The organism is Shewanella sp. 125m-1, assembly GCF_052977065.1.
Genome location: NZ_JBRILT010000004.1, coordinates 1 through 24,949, shown reverse-complemented (window position 1 = coordinate 24,949; position 24,949 = coordinate 1). Strand labels below are relative to the sequence as shown.

The following is a 24,949-nucleotide window of genomic DNA, read 5'->3' as shown; positions in this document are numbered from 1 at the left end:
CACTGCCCGAAAGCAGGCGCTTCATTGTCGAGAGCAACGCTTATTTGCGAAGACGACGGCGCATAGCTGCCAGCCCGAATAGGGATAACAAGCTGATGAAACCAGTGCTACCAGCACTACCGTCACCACCAGTGTTATCGCTTTCTTCTTCTACAATGTCAGCAATCAAGGAGTCGCGGTTAGATACCTTCGCTAGGAAAGATTGCTCAGACCCAGCTACAAGTTTTCCGTCACGCTGTAGGCTTACGGAAACGTTGTAGATAGCAGATGGCGCACCAAAGACCTCGAAATTTACCAAAGCTGTTGTGTCATTAGAAAGCACCACATTAGGCAGAACCATTTGGCTCAAATCTAAACGCTGTTCATCATCATCAGGACTCATACTGACGGTTGCGACATCGCCAACTTGAGTCGAAATACCCGCAGGGATCTGGTAAGGAACCTTGATTAGCTTTCTTAGTTTTGGCAGGTTCAGAGGTACGTTAGGATCCGTATCACCAGGCTTATAGCTAAGGGTAATCAGTGCAGGATCGTGATCCGACGCGCGATAGATGTCCTCTTTGTAGAACTTATGCGTTCCAGTACCGTCGATGGTACCTTTAAAGCGGTTTTGGTAGTCATACAGACCGGTCTCTGCAGCATTAACATGCCAGTCAGTGGCATCAATCACGCGGTCTTTCAGAGACGGTGAGATCAAGATGTGATCAAGCGAGCCTATTTCGTCACTGAAAGAGTAACTCCAAGGCGTCTCTCCTTTCTCCTTGAGCTTTTCACCGACGATATCTATGTAGCCATAAGTTTTAGTGATGGTGACTGGTGAGCCATCTTCGTTAAACTGAGGCTTAGGTCCAAGGAAAGTGTGGCTAGCGGTAACGATCGTCTTGTTGCGTGGGTTCTCGGTAAGAACTAATACAGGATCTTCTTTACCGTAGGCGTTCAAATCACCAAGGATGATCTTATCGCCAAGAACGTCTTCCATCTCTTCACCTAGGTGCACGGCACCGGCTACGCGGAACTCTGCACAAGACCCTTGGTAGTCCAGATCTGGGGCTGTACGGTTGTTCCAGGTTGTAGCATTGCCAAACTCAACACCTTGCCATTCTTCCCAACAAGTAGAGCCTTTTGACTTAAGGTGATTTACAGCTAGCGTTAAGCGCTTGCCTGTTTGGTTAACAATAAAGGTTACAACCAGGGCGTCACGGTGGTAGTTCTGACCGTTCTCTAGAATTTCCTTATTCTGATCTTTGATCACCTCACCTAAGTCGTTCACTATGGTAGGCGCTTTCTGTTGAGGCATTGGGATAACGCGAGTGCGCTCAATGCTCATCTTGCTTGGGCGATATATGATACCTGTAGCAATGGCGTCAGAACCAATGGCGTCAAGGTTATCCAGCATTTGATTGCCATTGTTGTCAAAACCAACAAATACATAACGGTTTTCGGTGGAGTTAGGACCATTGTAATCCTGGGGTCTCTCATCCACATATTGGATATTGACCTGGTTCACAATCTCAGCAATGGCACTCGCATCGCCAAAACCGTTGTTTTCAATCTCCATCAGGGCCATTACATCGGCATCCTGAGCACGAATAATTTCTACCAGCTTGGTTCGCTGGTTAATGTATTCATCGTAGCTATCTGCGCCTCGGCTCTGACCAAAGTTGTTGTTGTCGCCACCGAAAGGAGAGTTAAAAAAGTTAAACAGGTTCTGACTAGAAATGCGGATAGCAAAATCATCTTCTGCCACAGTGTCTTGCAGATCAGGTGTCTCTGTACGTGGTAAGTTGTGAATAAAGTTATCACTAGTCAACTGGTTGGTTATAGTCAGGCTGTAGTCCTGATCATACTTATCAGTCCCTGGGATCAACTCAGTTTCGTATTGGCTGATCACACCCTGCGCGTTAACGAGACTATCGTCGATACGGATGTAGTTGGTGTGTGGGTCACTGTTAAAACCAGCGTAATAAGGCAACTCGGTGCCATTGGACTTAGTGGCACTTTCAATAACTAAACGATAGTCATTGTTTTGCTCATAAGCTGCTTTAGATTCAGGGCTTCCTGCAACATACAAGTGGTTGGGCTGCAAGTTAGGACGCTTATAAGCTGCCACTATGTTGTTGCGACCGTTAGGAGACGACAGGTAGTTGTAGCTAAAGCTGCGAGTGATACGCATATCCTCTTTGGCTTCATCGCTAGGAGTACTAGGGTCCAGATCTGTAGGCAGATTGACCAGCATACCTTCGTAACGCTCCAACGTCTTATCGAAAGAGCCGTTATCAGAGCTAATTACCTGAATATCGGTAGGCTCAGTTAGGATGTCAGTATCAGTAACGTTCCAGCTAAATGCCGTATCAGCTGACATTTGAGTCTGGCCTTGGTACTCCGCCACTTTACTGCCGATACAAATGGTTTGACCCACTTTGAGATCACCGGCAGCACTAGAGCTAACGAAGATACCATCGGAAGTCTCAGGGTTGTTGTCAGAGGCAAGATTGCGAAGATAGAAACCCTCATTAGGGATAGACACCTTAGCTGAGATGATGCCCTCTACGGCAACTTTTTCAGCTGATTCGGTTTCACCATCAGCAATCAGAGGCGAGGTAAAACCTGTGCCTTGCACTTCACTAGGAGACTTAATTTCATTCATATCCGTTGGACAAGTGAAGATATCCATGATGTCATCAGCATCCGCTGCTGGCAGCTCGGATTTACCTAAATCGTCAGTCCTCATCGGCAAAATGTTTTGCCATTGAGTCGCGTCGAAGGTACCAGATTGAGTGGGATTGTTACCATCAGCATCTTTTTTACGACGCAGAGTTGTGTTCGGAGCCCACTTGCTCGTGTCGTTTTCAGCTCCGACACGATCGATAACAATATCGCCATTTTTTAGGAAGAAACCGTCATCACTGGTCATGAACAGGTTGTTGTACTTATTACTGGCATCATATGTGGAGATAACAACGCTGCCACCTTGAGTCGCAATGGCATTACGAAACTCTTCGGAAGCTCGACTGTTGACAAGCACTAGAGAGGCACCAGGAGCAAGCGTCTGGCCTGTCAATAGCGGCTTAGCATCAGCGTTAAGTAACTCGTTGTCGTACTTGCCGCTAGAACGTTGGTATGCAGTAATGTCAGCGGTAAAGGTAAAGGCATCAGAGCCTGTATTAGTGATCTCAACCGAGCCCACATTGGCATCGGAACTTTGGGTCATTTCGGTGATCAGCAGGTCTTCAACGCCAGCGAAGGCGCCCATGCTGATGGTGCTGGCAATGGCCAGCGATAGGAAACTTTTCTTCATAGTAGACTCTATACAATTGGATTCGGACTAAAAGTACATACGCGCGTAGGCGTAGGCTGCTTCAGGGGCTTCGCCAACTCGGCCTTCTACAGACAGCACGATGTCGCGGGCAGGGCGATAGTTGAAACCTAAGCTGGCCCACTGACGCTCTTTTCCGTACTCAGGTGGCAGCTCAGAGTAGTCGTAGTTAGGACTGATCAGATCCCAGCCTTCGTATTCTTCGTGATTTACGGAGCCGATGAATTCCCAATGTTCATTCAGGTCATACTTGGCACTTACCGTTGCCCCCTTGTTGCGGAAGGTCTGATAATCTAGGTGTACGTCACCACTCTTACGTGTAGATAAGTCTTCATCTTCTAGAAAGCCATTGAAACCAATAGAGAACTCTGGCATTAGTTTAAGGCGAACACCCAAACCTATCTGTTGCTGCTCACCATATTTACTGACGCCATTGGAGCCGCCGCGCGTTTCTAAGCCAACCACGACAGATAGCAGATCTGACATCCAGCCTGCATATCCGTTAATGATGTCACCTTGTAGGGCACCACTTTTGTGTTCACCGTCATATGAGTAGGAAGCACCGACAATAAGATGTTCGAACTTGGCTTGGTACTTAACGGTATTCTCTTGGTCACCGGCTTCACCGGTTTCAATGGACTTGTTAAAGGTGAAATCACCGAAGTGGTCGTAATCGTCGAATGCAGTATCGGTCAAGCCGAGCTCGATCCACTGCTGTTCGGTTAATAGATAGCCTACGTACAACTTGTCGATGGCCAACTCGAACTCACCGTCGCCGCCAAGCCAGTTACGGCGTTGGTAGTCCAGTTCAAGACGATAAGTGAATTGTTCACGTTGACCCGCTACGCCCAAAGTTGCGAAGCTATCATCTACATAGCCCTTGGTATCGTAGAACTCATCGTGGTTATAATCTGCATGAGTATCAAAATGCCCACCTACGCCCACTTCGCCATATAAGCGAACGTGGTCACCTTGACTGTCACCATCTAACATTACAGCGTTCACTGAACCAGCACTAAACATAGTGACGATAGCGATTGCAATTGTTGATTTATTTAACATTGCTGTTACTTCCGATTAGTAATTTGTCAGCCTTTGATTGAAGGCCAAGCTCAAAATTAAAAATGTTTATTCGTAATATCTAAAACTGTTAACTGCTCAGGTAGGTGGAGAATTCGATGGCGAAACCGCCGACAGCTTTATTACATATTTCATATATCAACCCCATTCTTGTAATAATGTTGCTAACTTTCGTTAACGCGTGTCGCGATTGTTGCAGAGTTTTGTAACAAAAAAAAGAAGGGTTAGTCACATTTGGAGTGTATAAGTATTTGTTAAACAAAGAAAAATAGAGTTTCATTGGGCACGCTTGAGAACAGGGTTGTTGTATAGTGTGCTTTGGTCTCTGCAAATCAGTAACTTAGGTGAGAACAGGGTGTGGTGTTTTTTTGTGTGAAATGAGGTGAAAATTAATGAGACTTTTTTATGAAAAACTAAATTTTAATTATTAACCTGCTACTACAGAGGGATGCAGGTTTCGGAGTAATCCGATCTCCGATTCAGGGATAAAACGGTTATCAAGGGACCATCACCAAACGTCTACAGTGGGAGGAATACTACACTCGCTGGCTTAAGAAGCAGTATGCGCCAGAGCGAAAAGCTCTTCATCGATTACTGCGGCCCAACAGCTCCCATTGTTAATTCAGATACGGATGAAGTGAGAACAGTGCCGATCATCCTAGTGACACTAGGGGGCTAATTTCACCTATGTAGATCCCAGCAGAAGCCAGCGGCTTGAATGCTAATTGCAGGCTCACGTTAATGTCTTCGAGTTCTTTTGCCTATAGTTTCACCTTATCCGGGATAGTACGAATATGCTGTCCGGATTTATGCGCTTAACTTATTTATTTTGCATTAGAGGGAGTTCCAAACTTAAAAAATCCAGCAGGGGTAACTGTTACATCGCGAAAGAATGGGATTGTGGTGTTGAAAGCCCAAGGGTTTATTACACAGTGAGTGTTTCAGTTTGAAACAACTTACTTTTTGGCACAAAAATCACATGTAACCCTGCTTCATTATTACTTAACCTAGCAAAAGCATTCGGTTTTTTGAACTACACTGTTATTACTCTAATTAATTAATCGAGCGCAAAGTTATGAGTGATACTTGTAACAACATCATGGCCTTAATTCGCTTGAAGTGGATGGTATTGGGGCTAGCGGTTGGTGTGATGTTATCTACTGTTCTGACGGCCTCAGCTCTTGCCTCTTCTCTTATTTATGATCAGCTTAACCCTGCCAAAAGCACTGCTCTGCTTTCTAATCAAGACGCTAGTCAACTCTCCGTTCAACTCTCTAATCAAGACGCCGCACAACAGATGATTCAAAAAGCGATGGAGAATTGGCGTGGGCTGACATCTTCGAGTGAATTAACCATGGTGATCCATCGGCCTGACTGGCAGCGCTCGATGACGGTACAAGCCTGGACAGAGGGTGATAAACAATCTTTAGTTCGGGTCATTGAGCCTAAAGTTGATGCGGGCAATGCTTTTCTTATCAATGATAAACAGATGTGGAGTTACTCGCCCAAAATTAATCGAGTTATCAAGGTTCCATCATCCATGATGAATCAAAGCTGGATGGGCAGTGATTTTTCAAACAAAGATGTCAGTCGCACCACTGAGCTACTCGATGATTATTCCCATCAGTTATTGCAGACAGAAGAGGTTGATGGGCATCAAGTGTACACCATTGAATCGATCCCTCATGAATCCGCTCCTGTGGTGTGGGGCAAGCAGGTGACTCGACTCCGTGATGACTGGGTGATGCTGCGTCAAGAGTATTGGGACCAAGACAATCAACTGGTTAAGGCTATGGATTGTGGCGATATAAAGCCTGTTGGCGCGAGACATGTCGCGATGCGTTGTCGTATGGCGCAGGTTGAAAAAAGCGGTGAGTGGACTGAAATACGCAACAAAAATGTTCAGTTTGATATTACGTTACCCGGCTATATGTTCACCCTGTCTAACTTAAGAAATCCACGTTGATGAGTACGCAAATTTTGTTGGCTTGGCGAAGCCTGTGGCAGCATAAACGTCGTACATGGCTCACCATTGGTGCGATGATTTTTTGTAATACCTTGCTGGTATTGATGATCACCATACAGGCTGGTACTTATCCGATGATGATTGAAAATACTTTGCGTATTTTTTCGAGCCAATTGCAGATTAATCAGCAGGGATACCTTGATAGTCCAGAACTGCGTAAACGTATTATTGATAGCAATGAGTTGATTACAAAAATTGAGCAGAAGTTTCCTGCGCTCGACGTTATCCCACGTAGTCACGGTTTTTTGTTGGCGGCCAGTGATCAGCGTAGTGTTGGCATGTTAGTTAATGGCGTGATGCCGGATAAGGAGCGCTTAGCTTCGATTATTCCTCAGCAAATTATTAGTGGCTATTACCTTATGGCCACAGATCAGCGGCAAATCGTATTGGGTGAGCGTCTGGCCAAAAACTTACAGGTCAAAGTCGGTGATGAATTAACGGTTATGGGCTCTACCATGGAGGGCGGATTTGCCGCGGATGTGTTGGCAGTCGTCGGTGTTTTTAAAACCGGGATTAATGAGGTAGACCGCAGTAGCGCACAAATCTCAATGGCCACTTTTCAACGAATATTTGCCATGCCTAATCAAGTGTCGATTGTGAGTATCAACGCTCCCTCTATGTCAAAGGTGAGCTTGTATCAAGAACAATTGCAAAGCTTGTTGGCGACTCTGGTACACACGGAGGCTAAGTTAACCGTTCATAACTGGCAGCAGCTTAATCCCGTTATAAAGCAAGGGATTGAGGCGGACTTATCGAGCGCTATCATCATGTATGCCGTGTTGGTGTTATTGGTGATACTAGGGGTGATGAATACTCAGCTCATGGCGGTATTAGAACGTACAAAAGAGTTTGGCATCATGCTAGCGATAGGCTCAAAACCGAGCAGGCTATTTACCCAGGTGATTATTGAAACATTGATGATGGGGATGATAGGAATGTTACTCGGTGCGCTGCTTGGCGGGCTGATTGCGGCATACTTTAGTCTGGTCGGTATAACCCTTCCGGGCATGGGAGATATTGGGGCGCAATTTGGCATTGGGGATCGTATTTATCCGTTGTTATCGCCGCTTTCGGTGCTGGCAGGGCCCGTCGTTGTGTGTATTGGTTCTGTGCTGGTTGCTATATATCCGGCGTTTAAAACCCTAGGGCTGGAACCCATTAGTGCGATGCAGAGTAAATAACATGGTTAATTCTGTTCTATTTGTCTTGGCGTGGCGCAACCTTTGGCGCAATGGCAGGCGTACCCTTATTTTGCTGTTGGCGATTAGCTTTGGTGTGTGGTCGATGATAGTGGTTTCGGCTTTTTTGCGTGGCATGGTTGATGGCATGAACCAGACGTCATTAAATAACCTGCCCGGCGAAATTCAAATTCACCAAGTCGATTTTCTTAATGATCAAAATGTCATTAATCATATTGTAGAACCCTCTGGAGCGTTATTAAATCAGCTCAATCTACAATGGATTAGCCAATGGGCTGCTAGAGTACGCTCCCCTGTGATTATTGCCAGTGAACGGGTCACCTTGGGCTCTGAGGTGATTGCGTTTGAACCGCAGCAAGAGCTTTTTACCGTTAATGAACTTGATTTAGTGGCGGGAAGAATGCTTAAAGATGGCGAGGATAACGGCATTGTCATCGGTGAGAAAATGGCTGTGCGGCTTAAAACCGAGCTTAATAAGCGGGTGGTGATTACCTTACAAGATATTGATAATGACATTGCAGAGTCGGGAGTACGCATTGTTGGGATCTACAGTAAACCGACAGAGCAAGAAGAGCTTGCCACTATCTATGCAGGCAAGGGCTTTATGCAGAACTTGCTAAATATGCCTGATAAAGTCACCGAAATCGCAGTTTTTACCGATGGTAAACAGCCTTTACAGCAAGTGGCCGAGCGTCTTAAAGGCGTGGTCGATAACCAGTATGAAGTTGAAACTTGGCGTGAACTTAACGGTTACCTTGCAGCAATATCCGATTTGATGAATAGCTATATCCTTATTTTTATTGTCATCGTATTTACTGTGTTGGGTTTTGGCTTAGCCAACACCTTGTTGATGTCGATATTTGAACGTCAGCAAGAGATAGGCTTAATTATGGCGTTAGGATTACAGTCCAAGGCTGTGATTTTTATGATTGTTATAGAGGCGCTGCTGTTGTTGATTATAGGTTTAGTGATTGGAGATACATTAGCACTGGCCACGACCCGTGCGTTGTCAGCGGGGATCGACCTATCTTCTATCGCCGATGGATTGGCGATGGCAGGTATGGATACGACGTTATATCCAGTGATTTATCGCCAAGATGTTATTGCGGCTAATATTATTGTCATTGTGCTTGGGATTATCACCAGTTTGTGGCCTGCAATTAAAGCGGCCAATGTGAATCCTATTGAATCGATTAATACCGCTGCTTAGTGATAGTGAATGGGGCAATAAGAAGGTAATCCATGAGTAATATCGTTTGTAAGGATCTGGTCAAAACATTCCAGCAGGGTGATCAAACAATCTATGGGTTAAATCATGTTTCGTTAACGATTCAACAAGGTGAGATGACGGTGTTGTCTGGCCCGTCCGGTTCTGGAAAAACCACTTTGCTCAATGCCATTGGTGGTCTTGATGAGCCCAATAGCGGGACGATTTATGTGGGTGATGTTGAGATTACCGGATTGACAAAGGCGGAGCGTGCGGATGTACGTTTGCAGCGGATTGGCTTTGTTTTTCAGGCTTATAACCTTATTCCTGTGTTAACCGTACAGGAAAACGTAGAATTTGTTATGCAGTTACAAGGTGTCGCAGCAAGAGATCGCAAACTGCGCAGTCAGGACATTCTTGAAGAGGTGGGCTTAACGGGGCTTGAGAGTCGCCGGCCTGCGCAACTTTCTGGTGGTCAGCAGCAAAGGGTGGCAGTCGCGCGCGCAATTGCCTCCAAGCCTGTATTGATCTTAGCTGACGAGCCAACGGCTAATTTGGATACTAAAACATCGGCGCAGTTATTGGAGTTATTCACCCAACTGAATCAGCAGCACGGGATTACTTTTTTGATAGCCACCCATGATGCGCAGGTATTTGATTATTGCCGACGTCATATCCATATGGTTGATGGCCAAATAGTCACCGACTCAGCCAGTTGAGCAGGGCTTATGGCGAACATAGATGACAGCAGGCGGATATTTAACATCGTTTTTTGGCAAAAGCTCACTGCTGTTATCTTTCTTGTGGGGCTTGGCGATTGCTTGCTTCCTCTGGCCGCTGCAGAAATTGAACATCATGGGCACCTTAAGTATGAGCTAGACGGCTATGCTTTTACTCACAAAAGTGTTTATCAGCAACTCTATGGCCAGACTCAGGTCAATCAAACCGCGCAGTTTCGTTATCACCTTGGCAGCAAATGGCAATCTGGCTGGTTAGTCGAAGCCGATTATCAGTTGCTTGCCGGCTATGGAGAGCGCCGCTACCAAACTTCCACATGGGGGAATAACTATCTCAGTCTTAGTTCGATTATTAATGATGATCAACGACTCTTCAATCTCACCGCTCCCCTCGCTGAGCATCGCGATTTTGCGATGGTTCAACGTTTAGATAGGGCCTTGGTGGGTTATCAAACCAATAACAATGTGGTTAAGTTTGGCCGTCAGGCGATTACCTGGGGTAATGGTCAGTTTTTTAATCCTATGGATTTTGTAAACCCATTCGACCCGACCGCACTTGATAAGGAGTATAAAACTGGCGATGACATCTTGTATGGCCAGCATTTGCTGCAAGATGGCAGCGACTTGCAGGCGGCCTATGTGATTCGTCGAAATAATCGTTCTGAGGTCACTTTTGATGTCGCGACTGCCGCCGTTAAATATCACGGCTTTATTAATTATGTTCATGAGTATGACCTTTTGTTAGCCGAACACTATGAGGATACCGTTGCGGCTTTCGCTAGCGCCATCAGCTTAGGGGGGGCGATTTGGGCAACGGATATTGTTGCCACCTGGGGCGATGAGAGTTATCTCTCTTTAGTCAGTAATGTGAGTTATTCTTGGGTTGGATTTGATAACAATATGACTGGAACCGTAGAGTATTTCTACAATGGTCTTGGCATTAGTGATGGAGATTACAGCCCAGAGTCACTTAGGTTGCATCCTGAGCTGGTGGCCAGAGTTCAGCGGGGTGAACTGTATAATTTGGCGCAAGATTACCTTGCGAGCCGGCTTTATATCGAGATGAGTCCCCTTTGGTCTGTATCGCAAAACCTGTTTTATAATATGTCAGACAACTCAGCTTTATATCAGTTACTGAGTCAACATAGTGTCAGCGATGATGTGCGTTTTACCTCGGCGCTTTCTTTGCCTATCGGCGCTAATGGTACTGAGTATGGTGGGCTTAAATTAGCGACTGGTCAGTATTTTAGCTTCGAGTTATCCCTTTACGCGCAGCTTGCTTGGTATTTTTAAAGCCGACGTTCGGCCTTAAGCTAACGATAAGTTAAATCGTATGTTATTCGGTCTTTGGTGTGTTCTGTGGTTAAACCAGAGTGAATACAATTTAATGCTTAATTATTAGTCTGTTATGCGGGGTTATTGCTGTAAGTCATTGTTCTATAAATATACAGCTTTGATTCGTCGCTGGGATAAGAGAATAGCGCAAACTATTTAAATATCTGGTATTCTAGCGGCTTATTAGAAGCGACTAACATTGCATATAAATATGTCCAAACAAGACTCTCTTTGGTTCAAATCTTTACGCTGGTTGCAGCGTAAACTCGTTCACACTGTCGTGGTGCCTCACGATCCATTTGACGATCTCAATCTCGATCCGAGCAAGCCCCTAGCCTATGTAATGAAAACTGAATCTGTCAGTGACATTGCAGCGCTTAGCGAAATGACGGCTAAACTCGGCTTACCAAGCCCTTATGAGGACTTGGAGGTCAATGGTATCCGATCGCCTAGAGTTGTTTGTCTAGAAGGAGGCAAGCCTCTTTTTGGTCAGCGTGAAGGCGGAGAGCAGTACATTGATAGCTTCAAAAGGTTACTCAGCGTTCATAAGCAGAACCGCGAGTTAGACATTCAATTAGTGCCAGTCAGTCTTTATTGGGGACGTACTCCAGGTAAAGAAGACGACACTATGCGCGCTGCGGTTCTTGAGCGTCAAAACCCGACCTGGTTACGCAAGTGCCTAATGATTTTATTTTTAGGCCGTCATAACTTTGTACAGTTTTCTAATGCCGTTTCATTACGTTATATGGCGGATGAGCACGGCACTGATAAACGTATTGCCCAAAAACTTGCTCGTGTCGCGCGAGCGCACTTCGAGCGTCAGCGTAAAGTGATGACGGGTCCTCAGCTGCCTAAGCGTCAGGCGCTATTCCACGCTTTACTTAAATCCGATTCGATTACTAAAGCGATTAAAGAGGAAGCGGCAAGTAAGAAAATCTCTGAAGCAGAAGCACGCGCTAAGGCGATGGAGTATCTAGATGAAGTGGCTGCAGATTACTCCGATAGCTTAGTGCGTATTGCCGAGCGCTTCTTAACCTGGCTGTGGAACAAGCTTTATAAAGGCATCAATATTAAGGGTGCTGAGCAGGTCAGGCAGTTGCATCACGATGGTCATGAGATTGTTTATGTGCCGTGTCATCGTAGTCATATGGACTACTTACTGCTGTCTTATATCCTCTATTATCAAGGTATGGTACCGCCGCATATTGCTGCCGGTATTAACCTTAACTTCTGGCCTGCAGGCCCTGCATTTCGCCGTGGCGGTGCCTTCTTTATTCGTCGTAGTTTCGGTGGTAATAAGCTCTACACTGCCGTGTTCCGTGAATATCTAGATCAGTTATTTGCTAAGGGTTACTCGGTAGAATATTTCACTGAAGGGGGTCGCTCGCGTACCGGTCGCTTGCTTGCACCTAAGACGGGCATGATCGCGATGACACTTAACAGTGTGCTGCGCGGTGTTGAGCGCCCTGTGACGCTAGTGCCTGTATACCTAGGCTATGACCATGTAATGGAAGTGGCGACTTATCACAAAGAATTGAGTGGTAAAAAGAAAAAGAAAGAATCCGTTTGGCAGATTTTTGGTGCTATTCGTAAGTTAGGTAATTTTGGTCAAGGTTATGTGAATTTCGGTAAGCCAATTACCTTACATAACTTCTTGAATGAACAGGCGCCTAGCTGGCGCGATGATATTGCTAAAGATCCAGATCAAAAGCCAACCTGGTTAACGCCTGTGGTGAATACTTTGGCAAATCAGGTAATGACCAATATTAACGATGCTGCAGCGGTGAGCTCAGTGACGTTAACCAGTATGGTGTTGCTCGCTTCTGAACAAAATGCCTTAGAGCGAACTCAGTTAGAGAAGCAGTTAGACTTGTATTTAACCTTGCTAAAAGAGCGACCATATACTGAATATACTTCAGTACCTCAAGGGACTGGTAATGACTTGGTGTCTCAAGGTTTAGAGCTTAAAAAGCTGCAGATTGAAAGCGATCCGCTAGGCGATATCATTTCAATCGATCAAAGCATTGCGATTACCATGACTTACTATCGCAACAACATCATTCACCTTATGGTTGTCCCTTCTTTAATCGCTGCCTGTTTGCTGCGTAAAGAGAGCTGTCGTCGTGAAGATGTCATCAGTATCGTTAATGACTTCTATCCGCTGCTTGAAGCTGAGCTGTTTATGGGGATTACAGATCCTACTCAGTACGCTAACCAGATCCTCGATATCTTCGTGGCTCAAGGCTTGGTTGTTGAAACGGAGAGTTTTGCTGTTGTGGATAGCAGTATCAACCAGTTGCTACTCTTGTCAGGCACTGTCAGTGAAACCATGCAACGTTATGCAATTTTGTTTAACTTACTTGAAGTTAAGCCGAATATGGAGCGTTCAGAGCTTGAGAAAGACAGTCACCGCTTGGCACAAAGATTAGGCGCACTTCACGGTATTACTGCACCAGAATTTTATGATAAGAAGTTATACGCTACGCTGAGCGTCAAATTAAAAGAGCTAGGGTACCTAGCTGATAGCGAAGGGTGTAGTGATATCAAACGTATAAAAGAGACGGCTAACTTGTTGTTACGTTCATCTGTACGACAAACTATCGTAGATAGTGTGCATGCGGAGCAGATTGCTTAATGGCAAATCATATGAATGCAGCTAAAAATAAGGCTGCAGGTAAGTCGCTGCTAGGTGGAGCCATGATCATTGCTGGCACCACGGTTGGCGCTGGTATGTTCTCGTTACCAGTTGTTGGCGCGGGCATGTGGTTTGGTTATTCGATGCTGATGCTAGTCGGGATCTGGTTTTGCATGCTGGTGTCGGGCTTGATGTTGCTCGAAACTAACCTGCACTTTGAACCTGGAGCGAGTTTCGATACGTTAACTAAAACCACCTTAGGCCAGTTTTGGCGTATCGTTAACGGCCTGTCGATAGCATTTGTCCTCTATATTTTGACTTATGCTTATATCAGCGGTGGCGGTTCCATTGTGAACCATAGCCTTGCAGGGCTCGGCATTAATTTGCCGCAAAGTGTTGCAGGTTTAGTGTTTGCCGCAGTATTGGCAAGCATCGTGATTATCAGTACCAAAGCGGTCGATAGGATCACCACTGTGATGCTGGGCGGGATGATTATTACCTTCTTCCTTGCGGTAGGTAATCTGCTGATCGATATCGATACCACAAAGCTGTTTATGCCTGATGGCGAGCAAAGTTACGCGCCGTATCTACTCGCTGCGCTGCCTTTTGGACTAGCGAGTTTTGGTTATCACGGTAACGTACCCAGTCTAGTTAAGTATTACGGTAAAGAGCCAAAAACAATTATTAAGGCACTGTTTATTGGTACCTTTATTGCGCTTGTTATTTATAGTTGCTGGTTAATGGCGACCATGGGTAATATCCCGCGTAGCCAATTTATCGACATTATCGCTCAGGGCGGCAATATGGGCGTGCTGGTTGGTGCCTTATCTGAAGTGATGGCCAGTAGTTGGTTAAACACCATGTTGAGCCTATTTGCTAATTTGGCCGTTGCGTCATCTTTCTTAGGGGTAACCTTAGGTTTATTTGATTACTTAGCCGATCTTTTTGGCTTTGATGAGTCACGTAGTGGGCGCTTAAAAACTGCGGCGATAACCTTTATTCCACCAACAATCATGGGTATTTTATTCCCGAACGGTTTCTTGGTTGCGATTGGTTTTGCAGCGCTGGCAGCCACTATTTGGGCGGCGATAGTGCCGGCTATGATGGCCTATAAGTCACGTAAGATGTTTGCGGGCAGTGACAGCTTTACCGTCCCAGGCGGTACACCTTTAATCATACTGGTGATTATATTTGGTTTGGTGACAGGTGCTTGTCACTTACTGGCTATGGCTGGAGTGTTACCCGTTTACGGCTAGATTTATTGCTATTGAATCGACCTATATCAAAGGCCTCTGTTACAGAGGCTTTTTGCTTTTTAGCTTTTCTTCTTGAGATTTAGCTTATGCAGATACTGGGTAGGTGTTTGACGGCGAAAACGAGCGAATGACCGGCTAAAACTATGGGTGTTGGCATAACCGAGTCGGCTCGCTATCTCAGCAATATCCATGCCTTCCAGCATATATTTTATCGCCTGATTACACAGAATATAGCCAGATAGATAGGTAAAAGTGAAGCCGAGTTTTTGCAATCGTCTTTGCATTTGTTGGCGCGAAATATTGAAAAGGTTGGCCACCGTATCCACGCTGGGTAAGCCATAATAACGTGAATAATTGACCATCTCGTAGAGAACCTTAGGCGTGTCTGTAGGCTGAGGCATATTTAAATAGTTTTCTAGCTGATACAGCGGAATCGACGCCGTAGGAGGTTCAGGTATATAGCTGTAGTCGTCGGTAAACATTAACAGCTGATCAATGCCTAGCCAGATCTCAGTTTGTGGCGCGTTCCAAGTGACTGGGCAACCAAATAGCGCCTCAATCTCAGCATGTTGAATTGGAGAGCCACTCAGGCGCACTTTACGTGGGCTATAATTATCGCCAACATAGTTTTTGATGGCGTTAAACAGGGTCAAAGCCACTCGTAGAGAGTCGTGAGATCGGGCTTTACCTTTGACAAAAGGATTGCAGTAACACCACTTTAAAATTTTCCCCGACTGCTGAGCGTAATAGCTCGCACCAGACTGAAAGCAACAAACTCCATGGTTGATACGCCGAAATGAGATCGCAAGATCGGGGGCGCTTAAAAACCAATTCCCGGGAACTTCTAACCCTTCTAAAGTCAGGTGTTGCTGAATTTTCATCATAAAACCCGCTTCAGCAGTCAGGCTCTCTATTTGTTCAAACCACTTCGACACTTGCGTAAAAGGGATCAGCGTCATTCTGTCTTGAAGCAGCAGCGCCGGGATCCCTAAATCGGCTGGCGTCACGCCATAATGAGCCTCAACGCCCTTTAACACCGAAGCGATATAGCAAGAGCGGATAAAGGCCGTATTAAGCAACATAGTGAATACCCAAGGAGACTGATGACCTAATTGAATCATAAAGTGACGTAAAATGATATATAAGTGTACTTCATCTTGTGGTGAGGCAAAGAAAAGGCAAACTACGCAGCCAAAACACTTTTTGAGGTTTTTTATGAGCTTGTTCAGCATGCCATTCGTTGATTCAGGAGTTGATACCGCGCTACATAGTGTTGCTGCAGTGGTCATGGTGCTTACGGTAGCGGCTGCTGCATTTGGATTTTGGAAAATTCATGACATGCCAATTAATAAAGCGCATAAGGAGCAACATCACCAAATAGGATTGATTACCGCGCTTACCTGGATAGGTTTTATTTGGAATTGGGTATGGGTTATTGCGGTCATCATCGCTTTTGTCGACGGTGAAAAAGCGCTGCGCCGAATTAGAGATGTGTGGCGCGAGAAAGAATCGGTGACAGAGCAGGTTGATATGACTGCCAAAGAGGAGCAAACGAATGCTTGAGGGATTAGCGGTATGGGCACTGTTTATTTATCTACTGCGCCTAGTCGGTATGCCATGGAACACCTACAGTAAGGCTTTTGCCTATTTAGGAGGGACGGGCTGGCTGATGTTTGTATGGGTGGGGTTACTCAATTATACCCCGATGGATCTCTCGGGTGGTTCTTTGGTGCAATCGCCCCATATTCAGTTGCGCCCAGCCAACTCGCAGATAAGAGGCAACGTTGACAATATCTATGTGCAGCCTAATCAGCAGGTAAAAGAGGGTCAGCTGGTCTATGACTTAGATGCTGAGCCGTACCAAATTGGGTTAAATATGGCGTTAGTCGCGAAAGAAAGCGCAAACGTAGGGCTTTCGCTGGCGAAAGAAGATGTCAAATTGGCATTAAAGCAACACGAGGTCGCCATTGCCGATGTCAGCATCACTAAAAATCAGCTTAAGGCAGCCACTAAAGATTTAGCGTGGAAGCAAAAAACTTTAGCGCGCTATATTGAGCAGAACCGAGTCGTACCAGATACCGTCACTAAGAGTTTGCTGGATGAGCAACAAACAGCGGTCGATCTGGCTCAGGCACAGGTAAATACTTACGCAACCCAAATTGAAAAGGCGCAGATGGCAGAGCATACAGCGCTGCTAAATATCGAAAAATCTCGTCTAGCAGTGCTGAGCCGTCAGTCAGATCTAGATAGTGAAAGTGAACATGTCGCTCAGGCGCAGTGGAATCTAGATAACACCAAGATCTATGCTCCAGCCGATGGTTACGTGACTAACTTTATTATGCGTGAGGGCCAGTACATTGGTGTCGCACCACGTATGCAGATGTACACTAATGAAAAGTATGTGTTGATGCGGGTAAATCATCAGGCTATTCGTAATGTTAAAGTTGGTCAGCTCGCTGAGTTTGCTTCAGCGGTTTACCCAGGCAAGATATTTAGCGCTGAAGTCGAGGGCATTGTAGAGGCGACAGGGGAAGCCCAAGGTCGTTTGGTTGCTTTAGATGACAATGTTAGGCAAACCACAGGGCAAAACCTAAATAATAAGCATCACTTTGTCAGACTCAAACTGACCGAAACAGGAGATTACGATATCCCCGTTGGTTCGGTGGGTTTGGCGTGGATCTCTGGTACGAAACCGATAGAGTTCTTAGCCTTTTTAGATGTTATCCGCGGTATCGTGATAAGAATGAAGTCACAAATCTACTACTTCTACTCTATTTAACTTGCATATCAATTCGGTTTAACCCCAAGTCATCGGCTTGGGGTTATGCTGATATCGAAAATATATGGTTAAGCAAAGTTTAAGCAAATACCTGATTACGACCATTATTTTTCGCTTTATAAAGTGCAGTATCAGCTTGCTTTAAGGTGAGCTCAAATGAGGTGTCGCCACACTGCTGGGCAACCCCAATAGAGACGGTTATATTCACTACAGGATGTTGATTGTTATTGGTTTCCCTATCTGATTTTGTCTTGGTCTTACGTTTATGATTCCGCAGTACAATATTGTAGTGACTGATTTTTTGCTTGATAGCTTCTAAATGAGGCAATACGAGTTCGATATCTTTATTGGCAAAAACAATGGTGAACTCCTCTCCGCCATAGCGAAAGACTTTACCGCCTCCTTTTACCTGGCTCAGTTTCATTGCGACCAAGCGCAATACTTGATCACCGACATCATGGCCATAGGTGTCATTAAATTTTTTAAAGTGATCAATATCGACCATGGCGAGGCTGTAATGTTTACTCAGTGATGCCGCCATCGTATTAAGTGCTCGACGGGAGCCCACCCCGGTTAACTCATCCCGATAAACCAAATCATAACTCCTAACCAGGAGGGAGATTAAGTATGTGATGGCCAATATGGATAGCAGGATGGACAGCGGGAGTTCATTGGGTAAGTAGAAGTGAAACAACCAGATAAATAGCGTGACCATAATGGCCGAATCGACGCCAGTCGCACGCCAAACGGTGAAAACAGAAAGCACTAGGCATGCGATCCCGATGGGGAGATAGGCAGACATAAGTATGTTAACCAGTGGCTTAGTACTGAAAGATCCTAGAGAAGTGATAATGGCACTCCATGCCAGGGTTAAAATAAAACATAGTCCAACCCCTAGAACTACTTTAAAAAAATCTAATGAAAATAGTGGTTTGTCCTTAATTATAGCGAAAAACGTAATAATTAAAGTACCAACAAGGAGGGTTTGTTGTCGATTAAGCAGCGCAAGTTCGGGGCTCCATGAGGCGTTTGACTCAATAGAGTAGTAAATCAATAGCAGTAAAGACAGATAGCTGAGACGGCAACAATTAAACTGCAGTGCTAGCAGCGCAGAAATACACAGCAAATAATAGGGCAGTTCGTTGGCTCTGGGTAACCACTCTTGCCATACGAAGGCTAATTGCTGTGTGACCACTATATAGAGAAAAGTGATGACAATTGGGACGAGGAGATAGCGCAAGCTCCGCTCTAATACTAGCACTGCCAATCCTCCATGATAATGACGGGATCTAGATTATAGTTGATCCATTAAAACTTGAGTTTCATTCCCCTATGTAATGTCGTCGTTACTCGCTAATTAGTGCCGCTAGTTGGACAGCCTGGCAAAATCGGTCTTAACTCAAAGGATTGAGCTAAGAAGGACAAAAGTGATGAACGTTGACCAGTATTTTCAAGGGCAGCCCTGTTGGGTTGAGTTAGCCTCTTTGGATATCAATAGCAGCAAGTCGTTTTATAGCGGTCTATTTGGCTGGGAAATTATCGATATGCCCATTCCACAAGGTACTTATAGCATGTTGGCAATCGATGGCGATGATATTGGCGCCATGTACCAGTTGCCCGAAGAGATGATTGCTAACGGTGATACAACACAATGGACTGTGTACTTTGCGGTTGAAAATCTCGACTCTACCCTCGTTGATGTTGCTGGGGCGGGTGGCACCTTGATTATTGGTCCCCATGATGTGGGCGAAGCCGGGCGTATGGCAATCATTCAAGATCCAGAAGGTGCAAGGTTTGCTATTTGGCAAGCTAAAAATCATATCGGCGCCAAGCGAGCGGCAGAGCCTAATACCTTGTGCTGGGTCGAGCTTGCTTGTCGCGATCCTGAGCTAGCTAAAAAGTTTTATCCGCATATTTTTGGCTGGGGTTCCAGAACGGCAAATATGGAAGGCATGGACTATACCGAGTGGCAAGTCGGCGCCCAAGATGTGGGCGGCATGATGGCGATGACAGCACAGTGGGGGGATATGCCCGCCCATTGGATGTTGTACTTCACCGTTGATAGCTGTGATGACAAAGCCGCCAAAGTCGAGCAACTCGGCGGTAAAGTCTGCGTGGCACCAACCGATATTGCTAATGTGGGTCGTTTTGCTGTGATTAACGATCCAAGCGGTGGTTTTTTTTCGATTATTGAACTGCGAATGGGAAATTAGCATTAATAACTAAAATAACTAACAGCAATCAGCAATCAGCAGTTAGCAGCAACTAAAAGTAACAGGGTAGCAATTTGCTACCCTGTTTATGTATGGCTCCCTAACTCTTTAACTTATTCGTTAGTTTGGTCTTTAGCTAAAGAGCGGCCGTACACCAGTAAGTAGATCGCAGGGATAACAAACAGCGACAGCAAGGGGGCAGTAACCATACCGCCAACCATAGGCGCGGCAATTTTTTGCATCACTTCATTCCCCGTACCACTGCCCCACATGATGGGCAGCAATCCAAAGAAGATTGTGGCTACTGTCATCGCTTTAGGGCGAATACGCATGACCGCACCATGAATAAGCGCCTCGCATAAGTCACTGCGCTTATTGTATTGCCCAGCCTCTTTACGATCCTTGATGCTGTTATTTAAATACACCTGCATCACCACGCCAAACTCGGCAGCAACACCAGCAAGCGCGATCATTCCCACCGATACAGCGACAGAGAAGTTAAAGTTCAAAAAGTACAATAACCACGCACTACCTACGAGTGAGAACGGAAGGCTTAACATGATCACCGAAGCTTGAGTAAATGAGCTAAAGGTCATCATCAATAACATAAATATGACCGCTAACATCAGCGGCACCACGAGTTGCATCTTGGCTTCAACGCGTTGCATATATTCATATTGGCCAGCAAAGCTATAGCTATAACGCGGTGGTAAGCTTATCTGCTCATCCAGTGCGGCCCTTGCTGTTGTTATGTATTCGCCGATAGAGATATCTTTCAAATCGACAAATACCCAGCTAATTAAGCGGCCGTTTTCACTGGCAAGCATAGGCGCACCGTCGCTAATGGTGATACTAGCAAGGTTGCCCAGTGGTAAGTACTTACCTGTTTTGGTTAATACAGGCAGGTCTTCGAGCTTTTCAATGCTATCGCGTAGCTCCCTTGGATAGCGGATATTGATAGGGTAGCGCTCTTGGCCTTGAATCGATTGACCGACTTGCATACCGCCAATGGCCATCTGCACTACGTCTTGAATGTCTTTTAAGGTCATTCCGTAACGCGCTGCATTTTTTAGATCGGGCTCTATATCAATATAACGACCACCACTGGTGCGCTGAGCAAATGCCGATGCAGTGCCAGGCAATTGACTGACTACCGCTTCAATCTCAGTACCAATGCGCTGCAGCTCATCGATATCTGCGCCAGATATCTTTATGCCCACAGGCGTTCGCACACCGGTTGAAAGCATATCGATACGGGTCTTGATTGGCTGTACCCAGGCATTGGTCATTCCCGGCACTTTCACCGTTTTTTGGAGTTCAGCAATGATCCCTTCAAGGGTCATACCATCACGCCAAGTATCACGAGGATTAAGCATGATGGTGGTTTCAAGCATGGTTAAAGGGGCTGGATCCGTTGCTGTCATGGCGCGTCCCACTTTACCAAATACTCGCTTCACTTCGGGGACGGTCTTAATCAGTCTATCGGTTTGCTGCAAGATCTCTGCTGCCTTACCAGCACTGACACTGGGTAGGGTTGTTGGCATGTAGAGCAAATCACCCTCTTCAAGCTCTGGCATAAACTCACTGCCCATTTTACTCATCGGATAGGCAGCGCTTGCTAAGGCGAGCATCGCTAGCAAAATGGTGACTTTAGGAAAGCGTAACACCAAGCGTAACGCGGGCTCATAAATCGCAATGAGGAATCGACTGATCGGGTTTTTACGTTCATCGGGAATTTTTCCGCGAACGAAATAGCCCATCAATACCGGAATTAAGGTAATCGCCAATATCGCACTCGCAGCCATAGCAAACGTCTTAGTAAAGGCTAGCGGGTGGAATAAGCGACCTTCTTGCGCTTCCAGGGCAAATACCGGAACAAAGCTTAAGGTAATGATCAGTAGACTAAAAAACAGTGCCGGGCCAACCTCCACCGAGGCTTTGCGCACTAACTCCCAGTGAGCCTCACCTGTGGGCGTTGCACCGTTATGCTTTTCTCGATAGTGCTCCAGATGTTTATGAGTGTTTTCGACCATGACGATGGCAGCATCTACCACGGCGCCGATAGCGATGGCGATACCGCCTAAACTCATGATGTTGGCGTTAACGCCAATAATATTCATTACGATAAAGCTGATTAGAATCGATATGGGTAGTGAGATTATCGCCACTAAGGTCGAGCGAGCATGCAGTAAGAAGATCAAGCAGATGACACCGACAACGAGCATCTCCTCTAGCACCTTGTGCATGAGGTTATCGACCGAGTTGAGAATGAGTTCAGAACGATCGTAAGTGATCACTAACTCAACGCCATCGGGGAGTCCGTTCTCTACTTCTTTGAGCTTGTTTTTAACATTATTGATGGTCGCGAGGGCATTTTCGCCGTAACGCATTACCACAATGCCCCCCACGACTTCGCCTTCACCGTTAAGCTCGGCAATACCGCGACGTGCAGCAGGACCGGTGCGCAGCTGCGCCACGTCTTTCATCAGTACGGGTGTGCCTGATTCTGACACGATCCCTAGTGGGATCTCCTCAAAATCTGCCAAGGTTTGGCGGTAACCCGATGAGGTGATCATATATTCGGCTTCAGCCATTTCGATAACAGAGCCACCAGTGGAGCTATTGGAGTTATCGAGGGCATTTTTTACCGTCATTAAATCAATTTGATACAGGGCTAATTTATGTGGGTCGACAATGATCTGATAGGACTGCTCCATGCCACCAATCGTGGCCACTTCTGATACGCCAGCCACGCTTTGCAGCTCTAACTTTAAAAACCAATCCTGCAAGGATCGCAGCTGGGCTAAGTCGTGTTTGCCTTTACGGTCAACCAAGGCGTATTGGAACACCCAGCCGACACCTGAAGCATCGGGCCCTAAGGTTGGTGTAACGCTATCTGGCAGCTGTCCTTGGGTCTGTGATAGGTATTCTAAAACCCGCGAGCGCGCCCAATAGATGTCGGTACCATCTTCAAAAATGATATAGACGTAGGAGTCACCAAACATGGAAAAGCCGCGAACGGTTTTCGCGCCCGGTACCGCCAGCATGGCTGTCGATAACGGGTAAGTGATCTGATCTTCAACGAGCTGTGGTGCTTGTCCCGGATAAGATGTTTTTACGATAACCTGCACATCAGACAAGTCAGGTAATGCATCTAGCGGTGTTATGCGCATCGCTTGATAACCGATTAAGGCTATCACCGCAGTAAGCACTAACACCATCGCCCGCTGTTTAATCGAGGCGCTAATAATTCTTTCTAACATAGATAGCCTCCGATTAATGGTTTGCGTGTGGATCGCTAGCAGCCTTGCTATCGCTGCCACTGTTGCTGCCACTTAAGCGCTGTAAACTCCCTTGGATACTGGCTTCAGAATCCAATAAGAATTGACCAGAGACAATCACTTTATCACCAGCCTGTAGACCTTCGATAATCTCAGCCTTGCCTTGGGCTATCATGCCCACTTTGACCGGAACTGAGGCGAAGCGGTTATCATCACGTTGCACTACCACGCGGTTTTCACGACCGGTGAGGATGAGTGCTTCAGTTGGGATCGACAGCACTTCTCGCTTTGGGCCACCAAAGAGTTTTACGTCCACTAAGGTACCCGGTTTGAGTAATTTGTTTGGGTTGTCTAACTCTATTCTGACTCGCATCGCCCGCGAGACGGGGTCGAGTTCGGGATAGATGTAGTCAATGTTTGACTCGATATCGAAAAGTCCTTGAGCGGCAGAGGTGACCTCCACAGGTCGGCCTTGTTCTAACCAGCTTTGCTCATTTTCAAATACATCGGCGATGACCCATACACTGCTTAAGTCGACGATTTCAAACAAGGTATCACCGGGCTGAACATACATGCCATGGCGAACGGTTAACTTGCTAATAAAGCCATCTTGCTCTGCATAAAATGGCACGCGATAGATGGTTTTACGGGTGCGTTCTAGCTGTTTAATCGTATTGGAACTTACGCCTAATAACTCCAGGCGTAAACGGGCCTTACGCAGTAGATCTTGGCCTCGACTCTTATCGTGTTTAAGGTAGTCGACCGCTTGCATATAATCGTCTTGAGCATTGATTAATTCCGGAGAATATAGCTCGTACAGTAACTGCCCCTTTTTAACTCGCTGACCGACATTGTGCACCATCAAGGTTTCAATCCAGCCGTTAACGCGGGTGTGGCTATGGCCGATGGCGTTTTCGTTGTACTCAACTGTGCCAATGGTTTTGACCAGTTTCCAAAGTGTGCCCTTAGTGACTTTCTCACTGCGCATACCGAGTGCTTGTTGCATACCACCAGATACGCCAACAACTACCTCTTCAGCGACGCCGCCGACGGTGATTTTTTCAAGATCCATACCGCATATTGGGCAAGTGCCCGGCACATCAGAAACCACATGGGGATGCATGGGGCAAACATATTTGATGTTGCCATCGTTGTTAGTTTGCGCCGCAGGCATAAGTGTTGGCTTGGGATGGTTAAGTATTTTTTCTGCGTTAGATTGCGGAGTCGACTCGGCTGGCTGCGCAGCATGGTTATGACCCGCATGCTCATCGATTTGAGTTTCTTCTTCCTCTTCCTTCACCAAGAACATTTTACATTCTGGGCAGCGACCGGGCTCATGGCTGGTCACGTCAGGGTGCATAGGGCAGTAATAGTTTGCGACTGCAGCCTTAGCATGTTGGCTACCGTCAGCTAAGTGGTCACTTTGCTCTTCATCTTTAACGAGGAACATTTTGCATTCTGGGCAGCGACCGGGCTCATGGCTGGTCACGTCAGGGTGCATAGGGCAGTAATAGTTTGCGACTGCGGCCTTAGCATGTTGGCTACCGTCAGCTAAGTGGTCACTTTGCTCTTCATCTTTAACGAGGAACATTTTGCATTCTGGGCAGCGACCGGGCTCATGGCTGGTCACGTCAGGGTGCATAGGGCAGTAATAGTTTGCGACTGCGGCCTTAGCATGTTGGCTACCGTCAGCTAAGTGGTCACTTTGCTCTTCATCTTTAACGAGGAACATTTTGCATTCTGGGCAGCGACCGGGCTCATGGCTGGTCACGTCAGGGTGCATAGGGCAGTAATAGTTTTCGACTGCAGCCTTAGCATGTTGGCTACCGTCAGCTAAGTGGTCACTTTGCTCTTCATCTTTAACGAGGAACATTTTGCATTCTGG

The 24,949-nt window shown here is 46.1% G+C and carries 16 protein-coding genes; 10 read left to right on the top strand and 6 right to left on the bottom strand.

The genetic code is table 11. The features are described from left to right. Positions 1–40 precede the first annotated feature (40 nt). Together ACVBIK_RS03095 and ACVBIK_RS03090 are read right to left on the bottom strand one after the other, a co-directional pair. Complete coding sequence (locus ACVBIK_RS03095) at positions 41–3,298, bottom strand: ExeM/NucH family extracellular endonuclease (protein WP_447163043.1); 3,258 nt, start codon at positions 3,296–3,298, stop codon at positions 41–43. A gap of 27 nt (positions 3,299–3,325) precedes the next feature. Next, the gene (locus ACVBIK_RS03090; RefSeq protein ID WP_447158978.1) at positions 3,326–4,378 is read right to left on the bottom strand and encodes a porin; all 1,053 of its coding nucleotides are present in this window, start codon (positions 4,376–4,378) and stop codon (positions 3,326–3,328) included. 1,093 nt (positions 4,379–5,471) lie between these two features. Between ACVBIK_RS03090 and ACVBIK_RS03085 the strand changes: the two genes are divergently transcribed. The 7 genes from ACVBIK_RS03085 to mtr all read left to right on the top strand — a co-directional run bounded on the left by ACVBIK_RS03085 (position 5,472) and on the right by mtr (position 14,791). Further along, positions 5,472–6,362, top strand: a complete 891-nt coding sequence (locus ACVBIK_RS03085; protein ID WP_447169081.1) for an outer membrane lipoprotein-sorting protein — start codon at positions 5,472–5,474, stop codon at positions 6,360–6,362. Further along, positions 6,362–7,603, top strand: coding sequence for an ABC transporter permease (locus tag ACVBIK_RS03080; protein WP_447169080.1), 1,242 nt, complete (start codon positions 6,362–6,364; stop codon positions 7,601–7,603). The genes ACVBIK_RS03085 and ACVBIK_RS03080 overlap by 1 nt, the downstream gene beginning before the upstream one ends. Position 7,604: 1 nt before the next feature. Continuing rightward, positions 7,605–8,831 carry an ABC transporter permease gene (locus tag ACVBIK_RS03075; RefSeq protein ID WP_447169079.1) on the top strand — a complete coding sequence of 409 codons (1,227 nt, stop codon included), beginning with the start codon at positions 7,605–7,607 and terminating at the stop codon, positions 8,829–8,831. A 32-nt stretch (positions 8,832–8,863) separates the two neighbouring features. Continuing rightward, on the top strand, positions 8,864–9,547 hold the full coding sequence (locus tag ACVBIK_RS03070) for an ABC transporter ATP-binding protein (RefSeq protein ID WP_447158974.1): 684 nt from the start codon (positions 8,864–8,866) through the stop codon (positions 9,545–9,547). Between the two features lie 9 nt (positions 9,548–9,556). Continuing rightward, positions 9,557–10,858, top strand: coding sequence for a hypothetical protein (locus tag ACVBIK_RS03065; protein ID WP_447169078.1), 1,302 nt, complete (start codon positions 9,557–9,559; stop codon positions 10,856–10,858). A 253-nt stretch (positions 10,859–11,111) separates the two neighbouring features. Continuing rightward, on the top strand, positions 11,112–13,535 hold the full coding sequence (gene plsB, locus ACVBIK_RS03060) for a glycerol-3-phosphate 1-O-acyltransferase PlsB (protein WP_447158972.1): 2,424 nt from the start codon (positions 11,112–11,114) through the stop codon (positions 13,533–13,535). Continuing rightward, complete coding sequence (mtr, locus tag ACVBIK_RS03055; RefSeq protein ID WP_447158971.1) at positions 13,535–14,791, top strand: tryptophan permease; 1,257 nt, start codon at positions 13,535–13,537, stop codon at positions 14,789–14,791. The genes plsB and mtr overlap by 1 nt, the downstream gene beginning before the upstream one ends. A 59-nt stretch (positions 14,792–14,850) precedes the next feature. On the opposite strand, the gene ACVBIK_RS03050 is transcribed toward mtr, so the two are convergent. After that, on the bottom strand, positions 14,851–15,912 hold the full coding sequence (locus ACVBIK_RS03050) for an AraC family transcriptional regulator ligand-binding domain-containing protein (protein WP_447169077.1): 1,062 nt from the start codon (positions 15,910–15,912) through the stop codon (positions 14,851–14,853). Positions 15,913–16,006: 94 nt separating this feature from the next. Between ACVBIK_RS03050 and ACVBIK_RS03045 the strand changes: the two genes are divergently transcribed. After that, positions 16,007–16,354 (top strand): MFS transporter, encoded by a 348-nt coding sequence (locus tag ACVBIK_RS03045; RefSeq protein ID WP_447169076.1) that lies wholly within the window; start codon positions 16,007–16,009, stop codon positions 16,352–16,354. After that, on the top strand, positions 16,347–17,570 hold the full coding sequence (locus ACVBIK_RS03040) for an HlyD family secretion protein (protein ID WP_447169075.1): 1,224 nt from the start codon (positions 16,347–16,349) through the stop codon (positions 17,568–17,570). Before ACVBIK_RS03045 ends, ACVBIK_RS03040 begins: the two co-directional genes overlap by 8 nt. A gap of 79 nt (positions 17,571–17,649) precedes the next feature. Here the strand turns inward: ACVBIK_RS03040 and ACVBIK_RS03035 are convergent, their stop codons facing one another. Then, positions 17,650–18,372 carry a GGDEF domain-containing protein gene (locus ACVBIK_RS03035; RefSeq protein WP_447169074.1) on the bottom strand — a complete coding sequence of 241 codons (723 nt, stop codon included), beginning with the start codon at positions 18,370–18,372 and terminating at the stop codon, positions 17,650–17,652. Positions 18,373–19,000: 628 nt separating this feature from the next. Between ACVBIK_RS03035 and ACVBIK_RS03030 the strand changes: the two genes are divergently transcribed. Further along, on the top strand, positions 19,001–19,783 hold the full coding sequence (locus tag ACVBIK_RS03030) for a VOC family protein (RefSeq protein WP_447169073.1): 783 nt from the start codon (positions 19,001–19,003) through the stop codon (positions 19,781–19,783). Positions 19,784–19,896: 113 nt separating this feature from the next. Here the strand turns inward: ACVBIK_RS03030 and ACVBIK_RS03025 are convergent, their stop codons facing one another. Both ACVBIK_RS03025 and ACVBIK_RS03020 read right to left on the bottom strand, forming a co-directional pair. After that, the gene (locus tag ACVBIK_RS03025; RefSeq protein ID WP_447158966.1) at positions 19,897–23,046 is read right to left on the bottom strand and encodes an efflux RND transporter permease subunit; all 3,150 of its coding nucleotides are present in this window, start codon (positions 23,044–23,046) and stop codon (positions 19,897–19,899) included. A gap of 13 nt (positions 23,047–23,059) precedes the next feature. Next, positions 23,060–24,949 (bottom strand): efflux RND transporter periplasmic adaptor subunit (locus ACVBIK_RS03020; RefSeq protein WP_447169072.1); only part of this gene is annotated, 1,890 nt, incomplete at its 5' end.